The organism is Sulfitobacter sp. EE-36, from assembly GCF_000152605.1.
In the GTDB taxonomy this organism is placed as follows: Bacteria; Pseudomonadota; Alphaproteobacteria; order Rhodobacterales; family Rhodobacteraceae; genus Sulfitobacter; species Sulfitobacter pontiacus.
Genome location: NZ_CH959310.1, coordinates 1,418,102 through 1,432,784 on the forward strand (window position 1 = coordinate 1,418,102; position 14,683 = coordinate 1,432,784).

Below are 14,683 nucleotides of genomic sequence, written 5' to 3' on the forward strand. Positions count from 1 at the left end.
CAGGGCGGGGCAACTCACATATATGTCATTTCATGAATATGTGAGTTGCGCTCTCACTCTTCCGGTGCGGCGGCCGATTTTGCGGGTGCCTTTTTGGCCGCTGGTTTCTTTGCGGGGGCCTTCTTGGCAGCCGTTTTCTTGGCCGGAGCCTTTTTCGCAGCGGTTTTCTTTGCTGCGGGCTTCTTGGTTGCGGCTTTGCGCTTGGCAGGGGATTTCGCCAGCTTTTCCTCGATCAACTCAACCGCACGTTCCATGGTCAGATCGGCAGGCTCGACCTCTTTGGGGATGGTGGCGTTGACTTTCTCCCACTTCACATAGGGCCCGTATTTGCCTTCCATGATGTTGACCTCGCCGCCCAGATCAGGGTGTTCGCCCATCTCGCGGATCGGTTTTGCCGCTTTGCCACGCCCGCCACGGCTGGCGACTTTCTCGGCCAGCAATTGCACGGCGCGGTTCATGCCAACGGTGAACACCTCGTCCAGTGTTTCGAGGTTCGCATTGGTCCCGCCACGGTTCGACGTGCTGTCGGCGTGTTTGATATAGGGGCCGTAGCGCCCGATATTTGCCCAGACCATCACCCCATCTTCCGGGTGCGGGCCGATCTCTCGCGGCAACGACAGCAGCATGACAGCGCGTTCCAGCTCCAGCTCTTCGGCGGGCCAGTCCTTGGGCACCGATTGACGCGGCGGTTTTTTGTTCTCTTCGGTGACGGGGCCGCGCTGCACATAGGGGCCGAAGCGCCCTTTGAACACGCGAATCTCGTCGCCCATATCCTCGCCCAGAAGTTTGCCATCGGGCGGAATAGCCGAGGCTTCTGCCTCGGGGTCGGGCGGGCCGAAGGGGCGGGTATAGCGGCATTCAGGGTAGTTCGAACAGCCGATGAACGCGCCGCCGGACCGTGCGGTGCGCATGGACAAACGCCCGATCTCGCAGTTGGGGCACAGGCGCGGGTCGCTGCCATCCTCATTGGGCGGGAAGAGATGCGGCTCGAGTACCTCGTTGATCTTCTCCAACACCTCGGTGATGCGCAAATCGGCGGTTTCGGCAATCGCAGCCGAAAAATCCTGCCAGAACCGGCCCAGCACATCCTTATAGTCGGCATCCGCCGCGCTCACCTTATCAAGCTGGTTTTCCAGATCGGCGGTGAAGTCATAGCCCACATATTTGCGGAAGTAATTCTCGAGGAAGGCCGTCACCAAACGGCCCTTATCCTCGGGGAACAGACGGTTGCCTTCCTTGCGAACGTATTCGCGGTCCTGAATGGTGGTGACAACGCTGGCGTAGGTCGACGGGCGCCCGATTCCCAGCTCTTCCATGCGCTTGACCAATGTCGCTTCGGTGTAGCGGGGGGGCGGCTGGGTAAAGTGCTGCTCTGGCGTGACAGAGCGTTTGTCCATCTTGTCGCCTTGGGTGATCTGCGGCAGGCGCTTGTCATCCTCGTCCACGACATCGTCGCGGCCTTCTTCGTAGACGCGCAGGAAGCCGTCGAATTTCACCACCTGACCGGTGGCGCGCAGCCCGACCTGTTCGTCCTTGCTGCCGATCTCTACCGTGGTGCGTTCCAGACGGGCACTTTCCATCTGGCAGGCCAGCGTGCGCTTCCAGATCAAGTCGTACAGCTTGCGTTGATCCGGTTCGGTCAGTTTCAGCGCGTCGGCATCTTTGGTCATGTCGGTGGGGCGCACACATTCGTGCGCCTCTTGCGCGTTCTTGGCCTTGTTCTTGTAGATACGCGGCTCAGACGGGACATACTCCGCCCCGAACCGGTCCGAGATGGCGTCCCGTGCCATCGTGATCGCCTCGGGGGCCATGTCGATGCCGTCTGTCCGCATATAAGTGATGTGGCCAGCTTCATAAAGACGCTGTGCTGTGCTCATGGTCTGGCGTGCGCCCATGCCGAACTTGCGGCTGGCTTCCTGCTGCAACGTCGAGGTCATGAACGGGGCCGAGGGGTTGCGGCTCGCGGGTTTCGCTTCGACACTTGTGACCGTCAGATCGCGGCTGGTAATCGCCTGTACCGCCATCTCGGCCTGGGTTTCATTGCCAAGATCAAAACGGTCCAGCTTTTTACCGGCAAGCGTGACCAGACGGGCCTCGAACTCTTGCCCGCGCGGCGTGGCGACCAGTGCCTTGACGCTCCAGTATTCGCGGTTGCGGAAGGCCTCGATCTCCATCTCGCGCTCGACGATCAGACGCAAGGTGACCGACTGTACCCGCCCCGCCGATTTCGCGCCCGGCAATTTACGCCACAGGACAGGCGACAGGTTGAAGCCCACCAGATAATCCAGCGCGCGCCGTGCCAGATAGGCCTCGACCAGTGGCATATCGACCTGACGCGGGTTCGCCATCGCTTCGGTCACGGCCTTTTTGGTGATCTGGTTGAACACCACGCGGCTGACCGGTGTGTCCTTCTTGATCGACTTGCGCTTGGTCAGCGCCTCTTGCAGGTGCCAGCTGATCGCTTCGCCTTCGCGGTCAGGGTCAGTCGCGAGGATCAATGCGTTGTCGTCTTTCAGCGCATCCGCGATGGCTTTGACGTGTTTCTTGCTTGCTGCGGCGACTTCCCAAGTCATGTCGAACCCGTTTTCCGGGTCGACCGATCCGTCTTTGGGCGGCAGATCGCGGACGTGGCCGTAGGACGCAAGCACGGTGTAATCACTGCCGAGATACGAGTTGATCGTTTTAGCTTTGGCAGGTGATTCGACGACGACAACTGGCATAAAATTCGGCACCTTGGATCAAATTAATTCGCGTGGCTTATGCTGTGACATGTGGCGTGAAGCGAAGTTTGTCAATCCGCAGAACAGCGCGCCCCCTTTGATACACGGGTTATAAAGCGCGTTTTCGGGGGTGTTTCACGGTGCAATCCGGCCGCGGTTCCGGCTTCCAGATGGTCTAAATCCCGGGGGCGCTTTGGAGGTTCTCCAAAGCGGGGGCTGGCCCCCGATCTGCGGCCGCGTCACGCTCAGTCCGCGCGGGATACCAGCCCGCCTGCATGGCGCAGGATATGCCCGTTCAGCTCAAGCTCGACCAGAACAGGTGTGGCGATCCCCGGTGCGACCGCCAGATCGCGCAACAGCTGGTCTTCGGCAACGGGGCTGGGGCCAAGGCGTGACAATATATCGGTGTGCAGCGCTGCAATGTCGCGCTGGGGCGCGGGGGCGGCTGCTGGGGGAATGGGCGGGCTGGCGGCGGGAGCCTTTGCCGGCCCCAGTTGATCAATCACATCTGCGGCATTGCGTACCAGCGCCGCCCCGTCACGGATCAGCATGTTGCAGCCCGCGGCACGGGCATCGAAGGGGTGGCCGGGCACGGCAAGCACCTCTCGCCCCTGATCCAGCGCGTCACGGGCGGTGATCAGGCTGCCGGATTTCGCCGCCGCTTCGACCACGACCGTTGCGCGGCTTAGCCCTGCGATGATCCTGTTGCGGCTGGGGAAATGCCGCGCCATCGGTTGCAGCCCCATCGGTTGTTCCGAAATGCGCAGCCCTTGGGCCGCGATATCTTGGGCAAGCGTCGTATTCTCTACCGGATAGATCACATCGACGCCCCCCGCTTGCACCGCGATTGTGCCGGATTCGAGCGTGGCCAGATGCCCCGCGGCATCAATCCCCCGCGCCAATCCCGAGACGACCGTAAACCCCGCCTCACCCAAGCCGGATGCCAAGGCGCGGGCCATGCGCGTCCCGAGCGATGAGGCGTTTCGCGCGCCCACAATCGACACCAAGGGGCGGTGCAGCAGCTCGATATCTCCGATTGCCCATAGAAACGGGGGGGCGTCGTCAAGCTCTGCCAGATGAGGGGGATAGGCTGCGCAATCATGGGTGATCAAGCGCGCATTCGCGGCCTTTGCCGCGCGCAGCTCTGCGTGCACGACATTCTCGGGGCAGATGCGATAATCTTTCACACCTGCGGCGCGGGCGACGTCGGGCAATGCCTCAAGCGCGGCACGCGCTGTGCCGTAGTCGCGCAGCATGCGGTAATAGGTGACAACGCCGACACGGCGCGAGCGCAACAGACGAAGCCGCGCAAAGCTGTCGTCTTCCAGGGTGGGTGGGACCAAGGGGGGCGTGGAAGAGGAAGGAGCGTTGTTCCTGTCAGTCATCCCGCGTCTCCGTCCGTTGCCTCACCAGCTTTAGGCAAAGCTGCTTAACGAAACGTGAACGGCGAAGGTATAATCCGAACTACTAATCTTCTTCGGTGTGCGATCCGGTATCGGATTTCCGGATCACCGGAGCACCTGGGTGCACTCCGGCAATCCGGTGTGCTCAGGCGGCAGCGGCACCGCCGACGGTCAGGCCGCCGATCATCAATGTGGGCTGTCCAACGCCCACGGGCACCCATTGGCCCGCCTTGCCGCAGTTGCCCATGCCCGGATCCAGCGCGGGATCATTGCCGATGGCGCGGATCTGTTGCAGCGCCGTGGCCCCGTCTCCGATCAGCGTGGCCCCTTTGACGGGGTCCCCGACCACGCCATTGCGCACACGGTAAGCTTCGGTGCAGGAGAAAACGAACTTGCCGTTGGTGATATCCACCTGCCCGCCGCCAAAACCGACCGCATAGATGCCGTCCTTGAGGTCCGCGACGATATCACCGGGGGCCACGTCACCGCCCAGCATATAGGTGTTGGTCATGCGCGGCATCGGGGTGTGGGCATAGGATTCGCGGCGGCCATTGCCGGTCGGGGCCACGCCCATCAGCCGGGCGTTCTGCCGGTCCTGCATATAGCCTACCAGCACACCGTCCTCGATCAGCACATTCTTGGCGGAGGGCGTGCCTTCGTCATCAACAGAGATAGACCCGCGCCGGTCGGGCAGGGTGCCATCATCCAGCACCGTCACGCCTTTGGCGGCGATGCGTTGGCCCATGAGGCCGGCAAAGGCGCTTGAACCCTTACGGTTGAAATCTCCTTCCAATCCGTGACCGATGGCCTCGTGCAGCAGGATGCCGGGCCAGCCGGGGCCAAGCACAACATCCATGACGCCCGCAGGCGCAGGCACGGCACGCAGGTTGACGCAGGCGATGCGCAGGGCTTCGCGCGTTTTGGCCTGCCAGTCGGCGGGGTCCAACAGTCCGTCCAGCCCGACACGCCCGCCGCCACCGGCGGTCCCGCTTTCGCGGCGGCCATCCTGTTCGACAATGACCGACACGTTCACCCGCGTCATCGGGCGCACATCGCGGACAGAGGTGCCCTCTGGGCGCAGAATCTCGACCTCCTGAATAGAGGCAGAGATAGAGGCAGAAACCTGCACGACACGCGCATCAAGGCTGCGGGCGAAGTCGTCGATCTCGCGCAGGGTGTCGACCTTGACGGGAAAGGCCGCGCCCGCGATCGGATCTTCGTCGGTATAGAGCTTTTGATTGGTCGCGGCTGGCGCATCCGCCCATGTGCCGCCCCCCGCACCCACGGCCAGCCGTGCTGTCTCGCTTGCGCGGCGCAGGGCGGCTTCGGTGATCTCGGTCGAGTGGGCATAGCCAGAGACATCGCCCCGCACCGCCCGCAAGCCAAAGCCTTCGGAGGCATCGTAGCTGGCCGTTTTCAGCCGCCCGTCGTCAAACACCAACCCTTCAGACCGCCGGCGTTCGAAAAACAGTTCCCCGTCGTCGGCACCTGCCACAGCGTCGCGCAGGATGGACAGCGCGGCGTCACGGTCAAGCTGCGCCTCAAAGGGGTTGAAAGGCGGCTGGCTCATAAAAATGTTCCCTGAATCGTGTCATAAAAATCGCTTCGCGTCCGTTTGACGCAAGCAGAAGTCTTTATCTTGAAGTTAGAATATGATTGTAAGCGTACAGATTACAACGGGACAGCTGCCTCCAATTGCGGGGTGCTGCTGGGATTCGCTTATCAATGGTCACAAGATCAGGACGACATATGAAACATCTTCTCTCTTTTTCGGGTCTCATGGCCGCTTTTTCCGCCGTGCCAGCAATGGCGCAGGAAAACCTTCGCATCGACGGGCTGGAAATCATTGGTGAGCCGGTAGACGGCAAGATGGGCTTTCAGCCAGCCGTGACCCGCGTCGCGCAAGACATTCACGATCTGGACCACCTGATCCTGATCATCATCACCTTGATCACCATCTTCGTGACCGGTCTTATCCTTTGGGTGGCGATCCGCTATAACCGCAAGCGCAACCCCGTTGCCGCATCCTTCACACACCACACGCCGGTTGAAATCCTCTGGACCGTCGCACCGATCGTGATTCTGGTGCTGATCGGGGCCTATTCGCTGCCGATCCTGTTCCGTCAGCAGGAAATCCCGCAGGCCGACCTGACCATCAAAGCGACCGGCAACCAGTGGTACTGGTCCTATGAATATGTCGACGAGGGCTTTGGCTTTGACAGCTATATGATCGGTGCACCGGCTGTTGGCGGCGAAAACCGCAAAACACCCGAAGTTATCGCGCAGCTTGAAGCGGCCGGCTATACCGAACAGCAGTTCCTGCTGGCGACCGATACCGCCGTTGTGATCCCTGTCGGTCAGACCATCGTTGTTCAGGTCACCGGTTCCGACGTGATCCACTCCTGGGCGATGCCTGCCTTCGGTGTGAAACAGGACGCCGTGCCCGGCCGTCTGGCGGAGACATGGTTCACCGCCGAGAAAGAAGGCGTGTACTTCGGTCAGTGTTCCGAGCTGTGCGGCAACGCCCACGCCTATATGCCGATCACTGTGAAAGTCGTCTCGGAAGAGGCCTATGCCGAGTGGCTTGGCAACGCGAAAGAAGAGTATGCGGGCATCCCGCAGACTCTGACTGTTGCGTCCAAGTAAGGCACAATTGCTGATGCGGGGTGCGCGAGGCGCGCCCCGGGTTCCTTTTGTATGAGAGATCGCATGACAGATACCAGCACGACACCTGCGGGCGAGTATGAGGCGCAGTTCGGCGATTATTTCGCCCTGATGAAGCCGCGCGTCATGCAGTTGGTGGTATTTACCGCACTTGTTGGCATGCTCGCCGCGCCCGAGTCTGTGCACCCCGTGATCGGCTTTGCCTCGATCCTGTTTGTTGCAATCGGGGCAGGGGCCTCGGGCGCGCTGAACATGTGGTGGGACGCAGACATCGACGCGATCATGCGCCGGACCCAAGGCCGCCCGATCCCGTCGGGGCGCGTCCAGCCGGGCGAAGCACTGGCGATCGGTGTGGCGCTGTCGGGCATGTCTGTCGTCATGCTGGGGCTGGCGGCCAACCTGCTGGCCGCGGGCATGCTGCTGTTCACGATCCTCTTCTACGCCGTTTTCTATTCCATGTGGCTTAAGCGTGCGACGCCGCAGAACATTGTCATCGGTGGTGCTGCGGGGGCGTTCCCGCCCGTGATCGGCTGGATCATCGCCACCGGCAGCTTTTCGGTCGAGGCATGGCTGATGTTCGCGCTGATTTTCATGTGGACCCCGCCGCACTTCTGGGCCTTGGCGCTGTTCATGCGCAATGACTATGACGACGCGAAGGTGCCGATGCTGACCGTGACCCACGGCCGCCGCTCCACCCGTCGTCATATTCTGGCCTATACTGTTTTGCTGGTCATTCTGGCGGTCGGCACCGGCTTCACCTCGATCGGCGGGCCAATCTATCTGGCGACCGCGGGCGTGCTGAACCTGTTGTTCCTGATCGGGGCCTTCCGCATCTGGCAACGTGATGAAGACGACAGCGAAGCCGATGATTTCCGCGTTGAACGCAAGTTCTTCCGCCTGTCGCTATGGTATCTCTTCCTGCACTTCGGTGCCATTTTGCTTGAGGCCACCCTGCGGGGCTACGGCTTGGGAGGCTGGTAATGGGCATTCGCGCTGAACACGAGATTCACACACGCCGCCGCGGGCGCAACCTTGGCGTCGGTCTGCTGCTGGCCGCCTTCGTCGTGCTGGTCATGGCGCTGACCTTTGTCAAAATCACCAACATCGATTTCAACGATCTGCCCGGTGGTGAGCTTCAAACACAGGAGAGCAACTGATGGCCCTGTCCGGACCCGCGAAGACTGTGGTGCAAACCGTCTCTGTCGTCATCCTGATGGGCGGGCTGGCCTGGGCATCGGTGCCGTTCTACGATTGGTTCTGCCGCGTCACCGGCTTTGGCGGGACGCCGGGACAGGTCGCGGGGGCCGAGGGCGAGGTGCTGGATCAGACGATCAAGGTGCGTTTCGACGGCAGCTTGAACGAAGACATGCCTTGGGAATTCAAACCCGTCGTCAACGAGATGGAACTGCGCATCGGCGAGACCGGGCTGGCGTTCTACGAGGCCTATAACCCAACCGATCACCCCGTCGCGGGGCAGGCGTCCTACAACGTGACGCCCTATGCCGCCGGGGCCTTCTTTGAAAAGATCGAATGTTTCTGCTTTACTGAACAGGTGCTCGCCCCCGGTGAGCGTGTTCAAATGCCCGTCAGCTTCTTTGTTGACCCCGAAATCGTCGAAGACCGTGATGGCAAGTATGTACATACGATCACACTGTCTTATACGTTCTATGAAATTGACCTGCCCGAGGACTATGAAGCCCCCGATCAGGACAGCGAGACAAACCTGAATTAAGAAAAAGGTGAGGGACTGAACCAATGGCCCATGAAAAGAACCATGACTATCACATTCTGCCGCCGTCCACATGGCCATTGCTCAGCTCCATCGCCGGCTGTGTCATGCTGGTTGGTGGTGTCTTCTGGATGCACGATGTAACCCCCTTCGTCTTCTTGGGTGGTCTGGTTGCCGTTCTGTACTGCATGTTCGGATGGTGGTCCGAGGTGGTTGCTGAAAGCCACGTCGGCGATCACACCAACGTCGTGCGCATCGGTCTGCGCTATGGCTTCATCCTGTTCATCATGTCCGAAGTGATGTTCTTTGTGGCGTGGTTCTGGACCTTCTTCAAAGAAGCCCTGTACCCGATGGATGAATTCCCGGGCTCCACATATGTGCAGCCGGATATCATTCCCGTTGACGCCTTCCACCTGCCGCTGATCAACACGCTGATCCTGCTGCTGTCGGGCTGCGCTGTCACATGGGCACACCACGCGCTGGTACATGAAAACAACCGCAAAGACCTGATCGCCGGCCTGTCCATCGCGATCGTTCTGGGCATGCTGTTCACCGCGTTCCAGGCCTATGAATACTATGAACTGCTGGCCCATGACGACTGGACCTTCGGCGGCGACCTGTTCTTCTCCAGCTTCTTCATGGCGACAGGCTTCCACGGTTTCCACGTTGTGATCGGCACGATCTTCCTTGCGGTCTGCCTGTTCCGCGCGATGAAAGGCCACTTTACCCAAGAGCAGCACGTAGGCTTCGAAGCCGCCGCCTGGTACTGGCACTTTGTTGATGTGGTCTGGCTGTTCCTTTTCTTCGCCGTCTACATGTGGGGCATCTAAGCCCGCAGTCGGCTTGCAAACCGGGCCGCAATCACTAAAAGCAACAGGCGCGCGAGGGGGACCTTGCGCGCCTTTGCATTGCCGCCACCCGTCCACGGGTGCCAACCTCAAGAGAGCTTTATGCGTCGTACGCTATTCCTGCTGATTGTCGGCCTTGGCGGGGCTGCTATCCTGATCTGGCTGGGCGTTTGGCAGATCCAGCGGCTAGCGTGGAAAGAGGCGATCATCGCCGACATCAACACCCGCATCGCCGCCGCCCCCGTCGACCTGCCCCCTACCGTCAACGCCGAGGATGACGCCTATTTGCCCGTCGCGGTGACCGGTGCCTATCGCGCAGGCGAGGTGCATGTGCTTGTGTCCCAGAAAGACGTCGGCGCAGGCTACCGCGTCATCGCGCCTTTCACGCTAGAGGATGGCCGCCGCATCATGGTCGACCGCGGCTTTGTCCTGACGACGGACAAGGACGCCTCCCGCGCGTTGGGCCCCGCGACGGTGACGGGCAATCTGCAATGGCCGCGCGAAACCGATAGCTTCACCCCAGAGGCCGACCTGAAGGGCAACATCTGGTTCGCCCGCGATGTGCCGGATATGGCGCAAACGCTTGGCACCGACCCCGTTCTTCTGGTTGCGCGCAGCAGCACGCCTCAGCCAGCGGCGATCAGCCCGTTGCCCGTCGATACCGCCCGTATTCCCAACGACCACTTGCAATATGCCATCACTTGGTTCTCTCTTGCCGCGATCTGGCTTGGGATGAGCCTGTTCTTCTTGCGCCGCCGCCGCGCGCCCAAAACCGAAAGCTGACCCTTATGCGTTATGTCTCCACCCGTGGTTCCGCCCCCGTTTTGTCGTTCGAAGAGGCGCTGCTGACCGGCCTCGCCCGTGACGGCGGCCTGTATGTGCCCGAAACGATCCCGACGCTCGGCACCGATGAGCTGCGCGAGATGGCCACGATGTCCTACGAGGATGTCGCCTTTCGTGTGATGAAACCCTTTGTCGGCGACACATTCAGCGACGATGAATTCAAGGCACTGATCGCCAAGGCCTATGCGGGCTTCAACCACAAGGTGCGCGCGCCGCTGGTGCAGCTTGAACAGGGGCATTTCCTGCTTGAACTGTTCCACGGTCCCACGCTGGCGTTCAAAGATTTTGCCATGCAGTTGATCGGCCACATGTTCCAGGCCGTTCTGTCGCGCAAGGGTGAACGGGTGACCATCGTCGGTGCGACCTCGGGCGATACCGGATCGGCCGCGATCGAAGCCTTCCGCGGGCTGGATAACGTTGACGTTTTCATTCTTTTCCCCCACGGCCGCGTGTCCGAAGTACAGCGCCGACAGATGACCACACCATCGGAAAGCAACGTGCACGCGCTGGCGCTGGACGGTGATTTCGACGACTGTCAGGCGCGCCTGAAAGACATGTTCAACGACCACGCTTTCCGCGACGGCGTGCAACTGGCAGGGGTCAATAGCATCAACTGGGGCCGCGTGCTGGCGCAGGTGGTCTATTACTTCACCGCAGGGCTGGCTATGGGCGCGCTGGACCGCAAGGTCAGCTTTACCGTGCCCACGGGCAACTTCGGCGACATCTTCGCGGGCTATATCGCGCGCGAAATGGGACTGCCGATTGCCGATCTGGTGGTTGCGACGAACCAGAATGACATCCTGCACCGCTGCCTGACCACAGGCGGCTACCACAAGGGCGAGGTTCATGCCTCTATCAGCCCATCGATGGATATTCAGGTCAGCTCCAACTTTGAACGCGCCTTGTATTTCGCCTACGGCCAAGACAGCGACGCGATCAATGCGCTGATGGGCGATCTGGCGAAGGGTGGGTTTGACGTCGGCGACAATGCCCTGCGCGACCTGCAAAACACCTATAAATCGGGCCGCGTTTCCGAAGAGGAAACCAGCGAGACGATCAAGACCTTCTACGCCGACACAAACGAACTTCTGTGCCCGCATTCTGCCATCGGGGTGCGCGTGGGGGCGGCCTTGCGTGATCCTGCGACGCCGATGATCACGCTGGCCACCGCGCATCCGGCCAAGTTCCCCGACGCGGTCGAAGCCGCCACAGGCCAGCGCCCGCCGCTGCCCGATCACATGGCCGATCTGTTCGATCGCGAAGAACGCGTGACCCGCGTGCCGAACGACCTTGAGGCGCTCAAGGATATCATTAAAGGGGGCATCGCTCAGTGAGCTTGCAACAACACCGCCTGTCCAACGGCTTTCGTATCGTAACCGAGCATATGCCGGGGCTTGCATCGGCATCTATCGGGGTCTGGGTTTCGGCGGGCGCGCGGCATGAGACGGCCACGCAAAACGGTATCGCGCATTTCCTTGAGCATATGGCGTTCAAGGGCACGGCCAAGCGCACCTCGTTGCAAATCGCCGAAGCGATCGAGGATGTGGGCGGCTATATCAACGCCTATACCTCGCGCGAGGTGACGGCCTATTACGTGCGCGTGTTGGAAAATGACGTGTCGCTGGGGCTGGATGTGATCGCGGATATCTTGCGCAATCCCGTCCTTGATAATGGCGAGATCGAGGTGGAGCGCGGCGTGATCCTGCAAGAGATCGGTCAGGCGCTGGATACGCCGGATGATGTGATCTTTGACTGGTTGCAGGAAAAAGCATACCCCAACCAACCCATCGGGCGTACCATTCTGGGCCCGTCCGAACGCGTGTCGAATTTCAGCCGAGAAGACCTGTCGGGCTTTATCAGCCAGCATTACGGCCCCGACCAGATGATCCTCGCCGCCGCTGGGGCGGTGGACCATGACGAGATCGTGCGCCTTGCTGAACAGCTGTTCGGCGACATGCCCCCCAAGCCTCTCTTCGACGTGGATGCTGCCAAATTCAGCGGCGGTGAAGTGCGCCAGTTGAAACCGCTTGAGCAAGCGCATTTCGCGCTCGGGTTCGAAGCGCCCGGCTACCGCGCTGATGATATCTATGTCGCGCAGATCTATGCCTCTGCCCTGGGGGGCGGCATGTCGAGCCGTCTGTTCCAGGAGGTCCGCGAGAACCGCGGCCTGTGTTATACGATCTTCGCGCAGGCAGGGGCCTATGCCGATACGGGCATGATGACGATCTATGCGGGCACCAGCGGTGAACAGCTGCCCGAACTGGCGGGCATCACCATTGACGAGATGAAGCGCGCCGCCTCCGACATGTCCCCGGCCGAGGTCGCGCGGGCACGGGCGCAGATGAAGGCTGGGCTGCTGATGGGGCTGGAAAGCCCGTCGAACCGCGCGGAACGTCTGGCGCGTCTCATTCAGATCTGGGACCGCGTACCCCCGCTGGAAGAGACCATCGCGCAGATCGACGCGGTCACCACAGGCGACGTGCGCGACTTTGCCCAGAATATCGCCGCCAGCGCCCCTGCGGCATTGGCGCTTTATGGACCCGTTGACGGCGCGCCCACATTGGAAGAACTTCAGGAGCGTCGCGCTGCCTGATGCAACTGCTGAAACGAAAGCTTGCCATTGAAACCGAAAGGCTGACGTTGCGGCCACCGGTGCATGCTGACTTCCGCCCCTGGGCCACCCTGCGGTCGGACAGTATCACCTACCTCACCCCGTGGGAGCCGTCTTGGGCACCGGACCACCTGTCGCGCAAAGCGTTTACCAATCGGGTCTACTGGGCCAATCGGTCGGTCTCTGCGGGGACGGCGCTGCCGCTGTTCCTGATCCGCCGCAAGGATAACATGCTGATCGGGGCGATCACGCTGGATAATATCCGCCGCGGCCCGGCACAGGCGGGCACCTTGGGGTATTGGACCGGCGAACAATTCGCCCGCCGTGGCTATATGCGCGAAGCGATCGAGGCGACGGTGCACCACGCCTTCACCCGTCTGGACATCAGCCGCGTCGAGGCCGCCTGCCTGCCCGAGAACATCGCCTCGCGCGGGTTGCTGGAAAAGACCGGTTTCAAATACGAAGGCGTCGCGCAAAGCTATCTGCAAATCGACGGGCGCTGGCGGACCCATGTGCTTTATGCGCAGCTGCGCGGGGACCGTCGGGGCAAGACCGCAGCGGGGTAGGGGGCTATGATCGCCTATGTCACTGTCGGGGCCGACGACCTTGCACGTGCCAAACGCTTCTATACGGCTTTCCTGCCAGCCTTGGGCTATGCGTTGACCGAAGGTCCCGAGGGCCTGAGCTTTGTGTTGCCACAGGCTTCGGGGCAGCCCGTGGCCTTGCCGGACTTCTACGTCAAACCGACCTTCGATGGTGCGCCGGCTTCTGCTGGCAACGGGTCCATGATCGCGTTCGAAGCAACCAGCCAGGCGGAGGTGCGCGTGTTACACGCCGCAGCGCTGGCCGCGGGCGGCAGCGATGAGGGCCAGCCGGGGTTTCGCGCCACCTATGGTCCGCGCTTCTACGTCAGCTACCTGCGCGACCCCCAAGGCAACAAGATCGCGGTGTTCTGCGATAATCCGGCAGAGCCGGCCAGGGATGATCCACCCAATGCGCCGACGCGTTGATGCGAAAAAGGCCAGACATCGCTGACTGGCCTTTCGTTACTCTGTTGTCCGCAGCGGCTTACTGGCGGCTTAGCGGCGGCGGTCGCGCCGCGCGCTCATCGGTTGGAAGGCGACGCCGACGTGTGCCTCGCAATAGGGCTTGCCCTGCTGTACGGGCAGACCGCAGAACCAGAAATCATCCGTCGCAGGGTCACCGACGGGCCATTTGCAGGTCCGCTCTGTCAGGTCCATCAGGCCAATCTTCTTCGACTTTTTCTCGACCTCGCTCACCTTGGCAAGCGCCTCAGGGCTGATCTCGTTCGCGGAGGGCTGCGGCGGCAGCGGCTGACCGGCGGGAATGATCTTGGCGCGCGCGGGCAGGTTGGGGCGGGGCGCTGGCGCGGCCTCTGCCGGTTCCGGCTCTGCGGCTTCGGGGGCGGGTTCAGCCTTGGGTTTGGCGGCCGCGGCGGGTTTCGCGGCAGGCTTGGCCTTGGCTTCCGGTTTGGCAGCAGCAGCAGGGGCGGCGGCGGGCGCTGCGGTTGCGGTCCGGTTGGACAGCCCCAGACGATGCACCTTGCCGATCACGGCATTGCGGGTCACACCGCCCAACTCCTTTGCAATCTGGCTTGCGGATTGGCCCTCGCCCCACATTTTCTTCAGGATCTCTACGCGGTCATCGGTCCAAGACATTTGGCGTCCTTAGCTAACAAGCGGCCCTTCTCAGGACCGCCGTGGAAAAATCTCAAGCCCCTATACTAATCACTGACAGCTTGGGTGCAAGGCGCGAACGGGCGATTGGGACGGCAGCGGGCGCAAACGCTCCCTTAAAACCACAGCAAAGCATCCCCGGCACCGTTCGTGGCACAGATTGCGGCG

General features: G+C 61.6%; 14 protein-coding genes. 10 read left to right on the forward strand and 4 right to left on the reverse strand.

All coding sequences use genetic code 11. The features are described 5' to 3' along the window. Positions 1-53: 53 nt before the first annotated feature. From topA to tldD, 3 genes are all read right to left on the reverse strand, one after another. Positions 54-2,720 carry a type I DNA topoisomerase gene (topA, locus tag EE36_RS09470; RefSeq protein ID WP_005851683.1) on the reverse strand — a complete coding sequence of 889 codons (2,667 nt, stop codon included), beginning with the start codon at positions 2,718-2,720 and terminating at the stop codon, positions 54-56. 245 nt (positions 2,721-2,965) lie between these two features. Continuing rightward, a complete protein-coding gene (dprA, locus tag EE36_RS09475; RefSeq protein ID WP_039911769.1) occupies positions 2,966-4,105 on the reverse strand; it encodes a DNA-processing protein DprA in 1,140 nt (379 codons plus the stop codon). Between the two features lie 163 nt (positions 4,106-4,268). Continuing rightward, positions 4,269-5,693 carry a metalloprotease TldD gene (gene tldD, locus EE36_RS09480; RefSeq protein WP_005851686.1) on the reverse strand — a complete coding sequence of 475 codons (1,425 nt, stop codon included), beginning with the start codon at positions 5,691-5,693 and terminating at the stop codon, positions 4,269-4,271. A 179-nt stretch (positions 5,694-5,872) separates the two neighbouring features. On the opposite strand from tldD, the gene coxB reads away from it, so the two are divergent. From coxB to EE36_RS09530, 10 genes are all read left to right on the forward strand, one after another. Then, the gene (coxB, locus tag EE36_RS09485; RefSeq protein WP_005851687.1) at positions 5,873-6,769 is read left to right on the forward strand and encodes a cytochrome c oxidase subunit II; all 897 of its coding nucleotides are present in this window, start codon (positions 5,873-5,875) and stop codon (positions 6,767-6,769) included. Between the two features lie 63 nt (positions 6,770-6,832). Continuing rightward, positions 6,833-7,768: a heme o synthase gene (gene cyoE, locus EE36_RS09490; protein ID WP_005851689.1), complete on the forward strand. Its 936-nt coding sequence runs from the start codon at positions 6,833-6,835 to the stop codon at positions 7,766-7,768. Further along, on the forward strand, positions 7,768-7,944 hold the full coding sequence (locus tag EE36_RS09495) for a hypothetical protein (RefSeq protein ID WP_005851690.1): 177 nt from the start codon (positions 7,768-7,770) through the stop codon (positions 7,942-7,944). The genes cyoE and EE36_RS09495 overlap by 1 nt, the downstream gene beginning before the upstream one ends. Then, positions 7,944-8,519 (forward strand): cytochrome c oxidase assembly protein, encoded by a 576-nt coding sequence (locus EE36_RS09500; protein WP_005851692.1) that lies wholly within the window; start codon positions 7,944-7,946, stop codon positions 8,517-8,519. Before EE36_RS09495 ends, EE36_RS09500 begins: the two co-directional genes overlap by 1 nt. 23 nt (positions 8,520-8,542) lie before the next feature. Then, the gene (locus EE36_RS09505; RefSeq protein ID WP_005851694.1) at positions 8,543-9,346 is read left to right on the forward strand and encodes a cytochrome c oxidase subunit 3; all 804 of its coding nucleotides are present in this window, start codon (positions 8,543-8,545) and stop codon (positions 9,344-9,346) included. 120 nt (positions 9,347-9,466) lie between these two features. After that, a complete protein-coding gene (locus tag EE36_RS09510; RefSeq protein WP_005851696.1) occupies positions 9,467-10,147 on the forward strand; it encodes an SURF1 family protein in 681 nt (226 codons plus the stop codon). 5 nt (positions 10,148-10,152) lie between these two features. After that, positions 10,153-11,541 (forward strand): threonine synthase, encoded by a 1,389-nt coding sequence (thrC, locus tag EE36_RS09515; RefSeq protein ID WP_005851697.1) that lies wholly within the window; start codon positions 10,153-10,155, stop codon positions 11,539-11,541. Continuing rightward, on the forward strand, positions 11,538-12,800 hold the full coding sequence (locus EE36_RS09520; RefSeq protein ID WP_005851699.1) for a pitrilysin family protein: 1,263 nt from the start codon (positions 11,538-11,540) through the stop codon (positions 12,798-12,800). Before thrC ends, EE36_RS09520 begins: the two co-directional genes overlap by 4 nt. Next, positions 12,800-13,384 carry a GNAT family N-acetyltransferase gene (locus EE36_RS09525; RefSeq protein WP_005851700.1) on the forward strand — a complete coding sequence of 195 codons (585 nt, stop codon included), beginning with the start codon at positions 12,800-12,802 and terminating at the stop codon, positions 13,382-13,384. Before EE36_RS09520 ends, EE36_RS09525 begins: the two co-directional genes overlap by 1 nt. Positions 13,385-13,390: 6 nt before the next feature. Continuing rightward, positions 13,391-13,828, forward strand: a complete 438-nt coding sequence (locus EE36_RS09530; RefSeq protein ID WP_005851701.1) for a VOC family protein — start codon at positions 13,391-13,393, stop codon at positions 13,826-13,828. Positions 13,829-13,897: 69 nt separating this feature from the next. Here the strand turns inward: EE36_RS09530 and EE36_RS09535 are convergent, their stop codons facing one another. Continuing rightward, complete coding sequence (locus EE36_RS09535) at positions 13,898-14,497, reverse strand: GcrA family cell cycle regulator (protein WP_005851702.1); 600 nt, start codon at positions 14,495-14,497, stop codon at positions 13,898-13,900. Positions 14,498-14,683 lie beyond the last annotated feature (186 nt).

Excerpts from the sequence above, each read along its gene's own strand:
- coxB (WP_005851687.1), top strand. The coding sequence starts at position 5,873 with ATGAAACATCTTCTCTCTTTTTCGGGTCTCATGGCCGCTTTTTCCGCC.
- dprA (WP_039911769.1), bottom strand. The coding sequence starts at position 4,105 with ATGACTGACAGGAACAACGCTCCTTCCTCTTCCACGCCCCCCTTGGTC.
- EE36_RS09500 (WP_005851692.1), top strand. The coding sequence starts at position 7,944 with ATGGCCCTGTCCGGACCCGCGAAGACTGTGGTGCAAACCGTCTCTGTC.
- topA (WP_005851683.1), bottom strand. The coding sequence starts at position 2,720 with ATGCCAGTTGTCGTCGTCGAATCACCTGCCAAAGCTAAAACGATCAAC.
- EE36_RS09525 (WP_005851700.1), top strand. The coding sequence starts at position 12,800 with ATGCAACTGCTGAAACGAAAGCTTGCCATTGAAACCGAAAGGCTGACG.
- EE36_RS09495 (WP_005851690.1), top strand. The coding sequence starts at position 7,768 with ATGGGCATTCGCGCTGAACACGAGATTCACACACGCCGCCGCGGGCGC.
- tldD (WP_005851686.1), bottom strand. The coding sequence starts at position 5,693 with ATGAGCCAGCCGCCTTTCAACCCCTTTGAGGCGCAGCTTGACCGTGAC.
- EE36_RS09505 (WP_005851694.1), top strand. The coding sequence starts at position 8,543 with ATGGCCCATGAAAAGAACCATGACTATCACATTCTGCCGCCGTCCACA.
- thrC (WP_005851697.1), top strand. The coding sequence starts at position 10,153 with ATGCGTTATGTCTCCACCCGTGGTTCCGCCCCCGTTTTGTCGTTCGAA.
- EE36_RS09530 (WP_005851701.1), top strand. The coding sequence starts at position 13,391 with ATGATCGCCTATGTCACTGTCGGGGCCGACGACCTTGCACGTGCCAAA.
- EE36_RS09535 (WP_005851702.1), bottom strand. The coding sequence starts at position 14,497 with ATGTCTTGGACCGATGACCGCGTAGAGATCCTGAAGAAAATGTGGGGC.
- EE36_RS09510 (WP_005851696.1), top strand. The coding sequence starts at position 9,467 with ATGCGTCGTACGCTATTCCTGCTGATTGTCGGCCTTGGCGGGGCTGCT.
- cyoE (WP_005851689.1), top strand. The coding sequence starts at position 6,833 with ATGACAGATACCAGCACGACACCTGCGGGCGAGTATGAGGCGCAGTTC.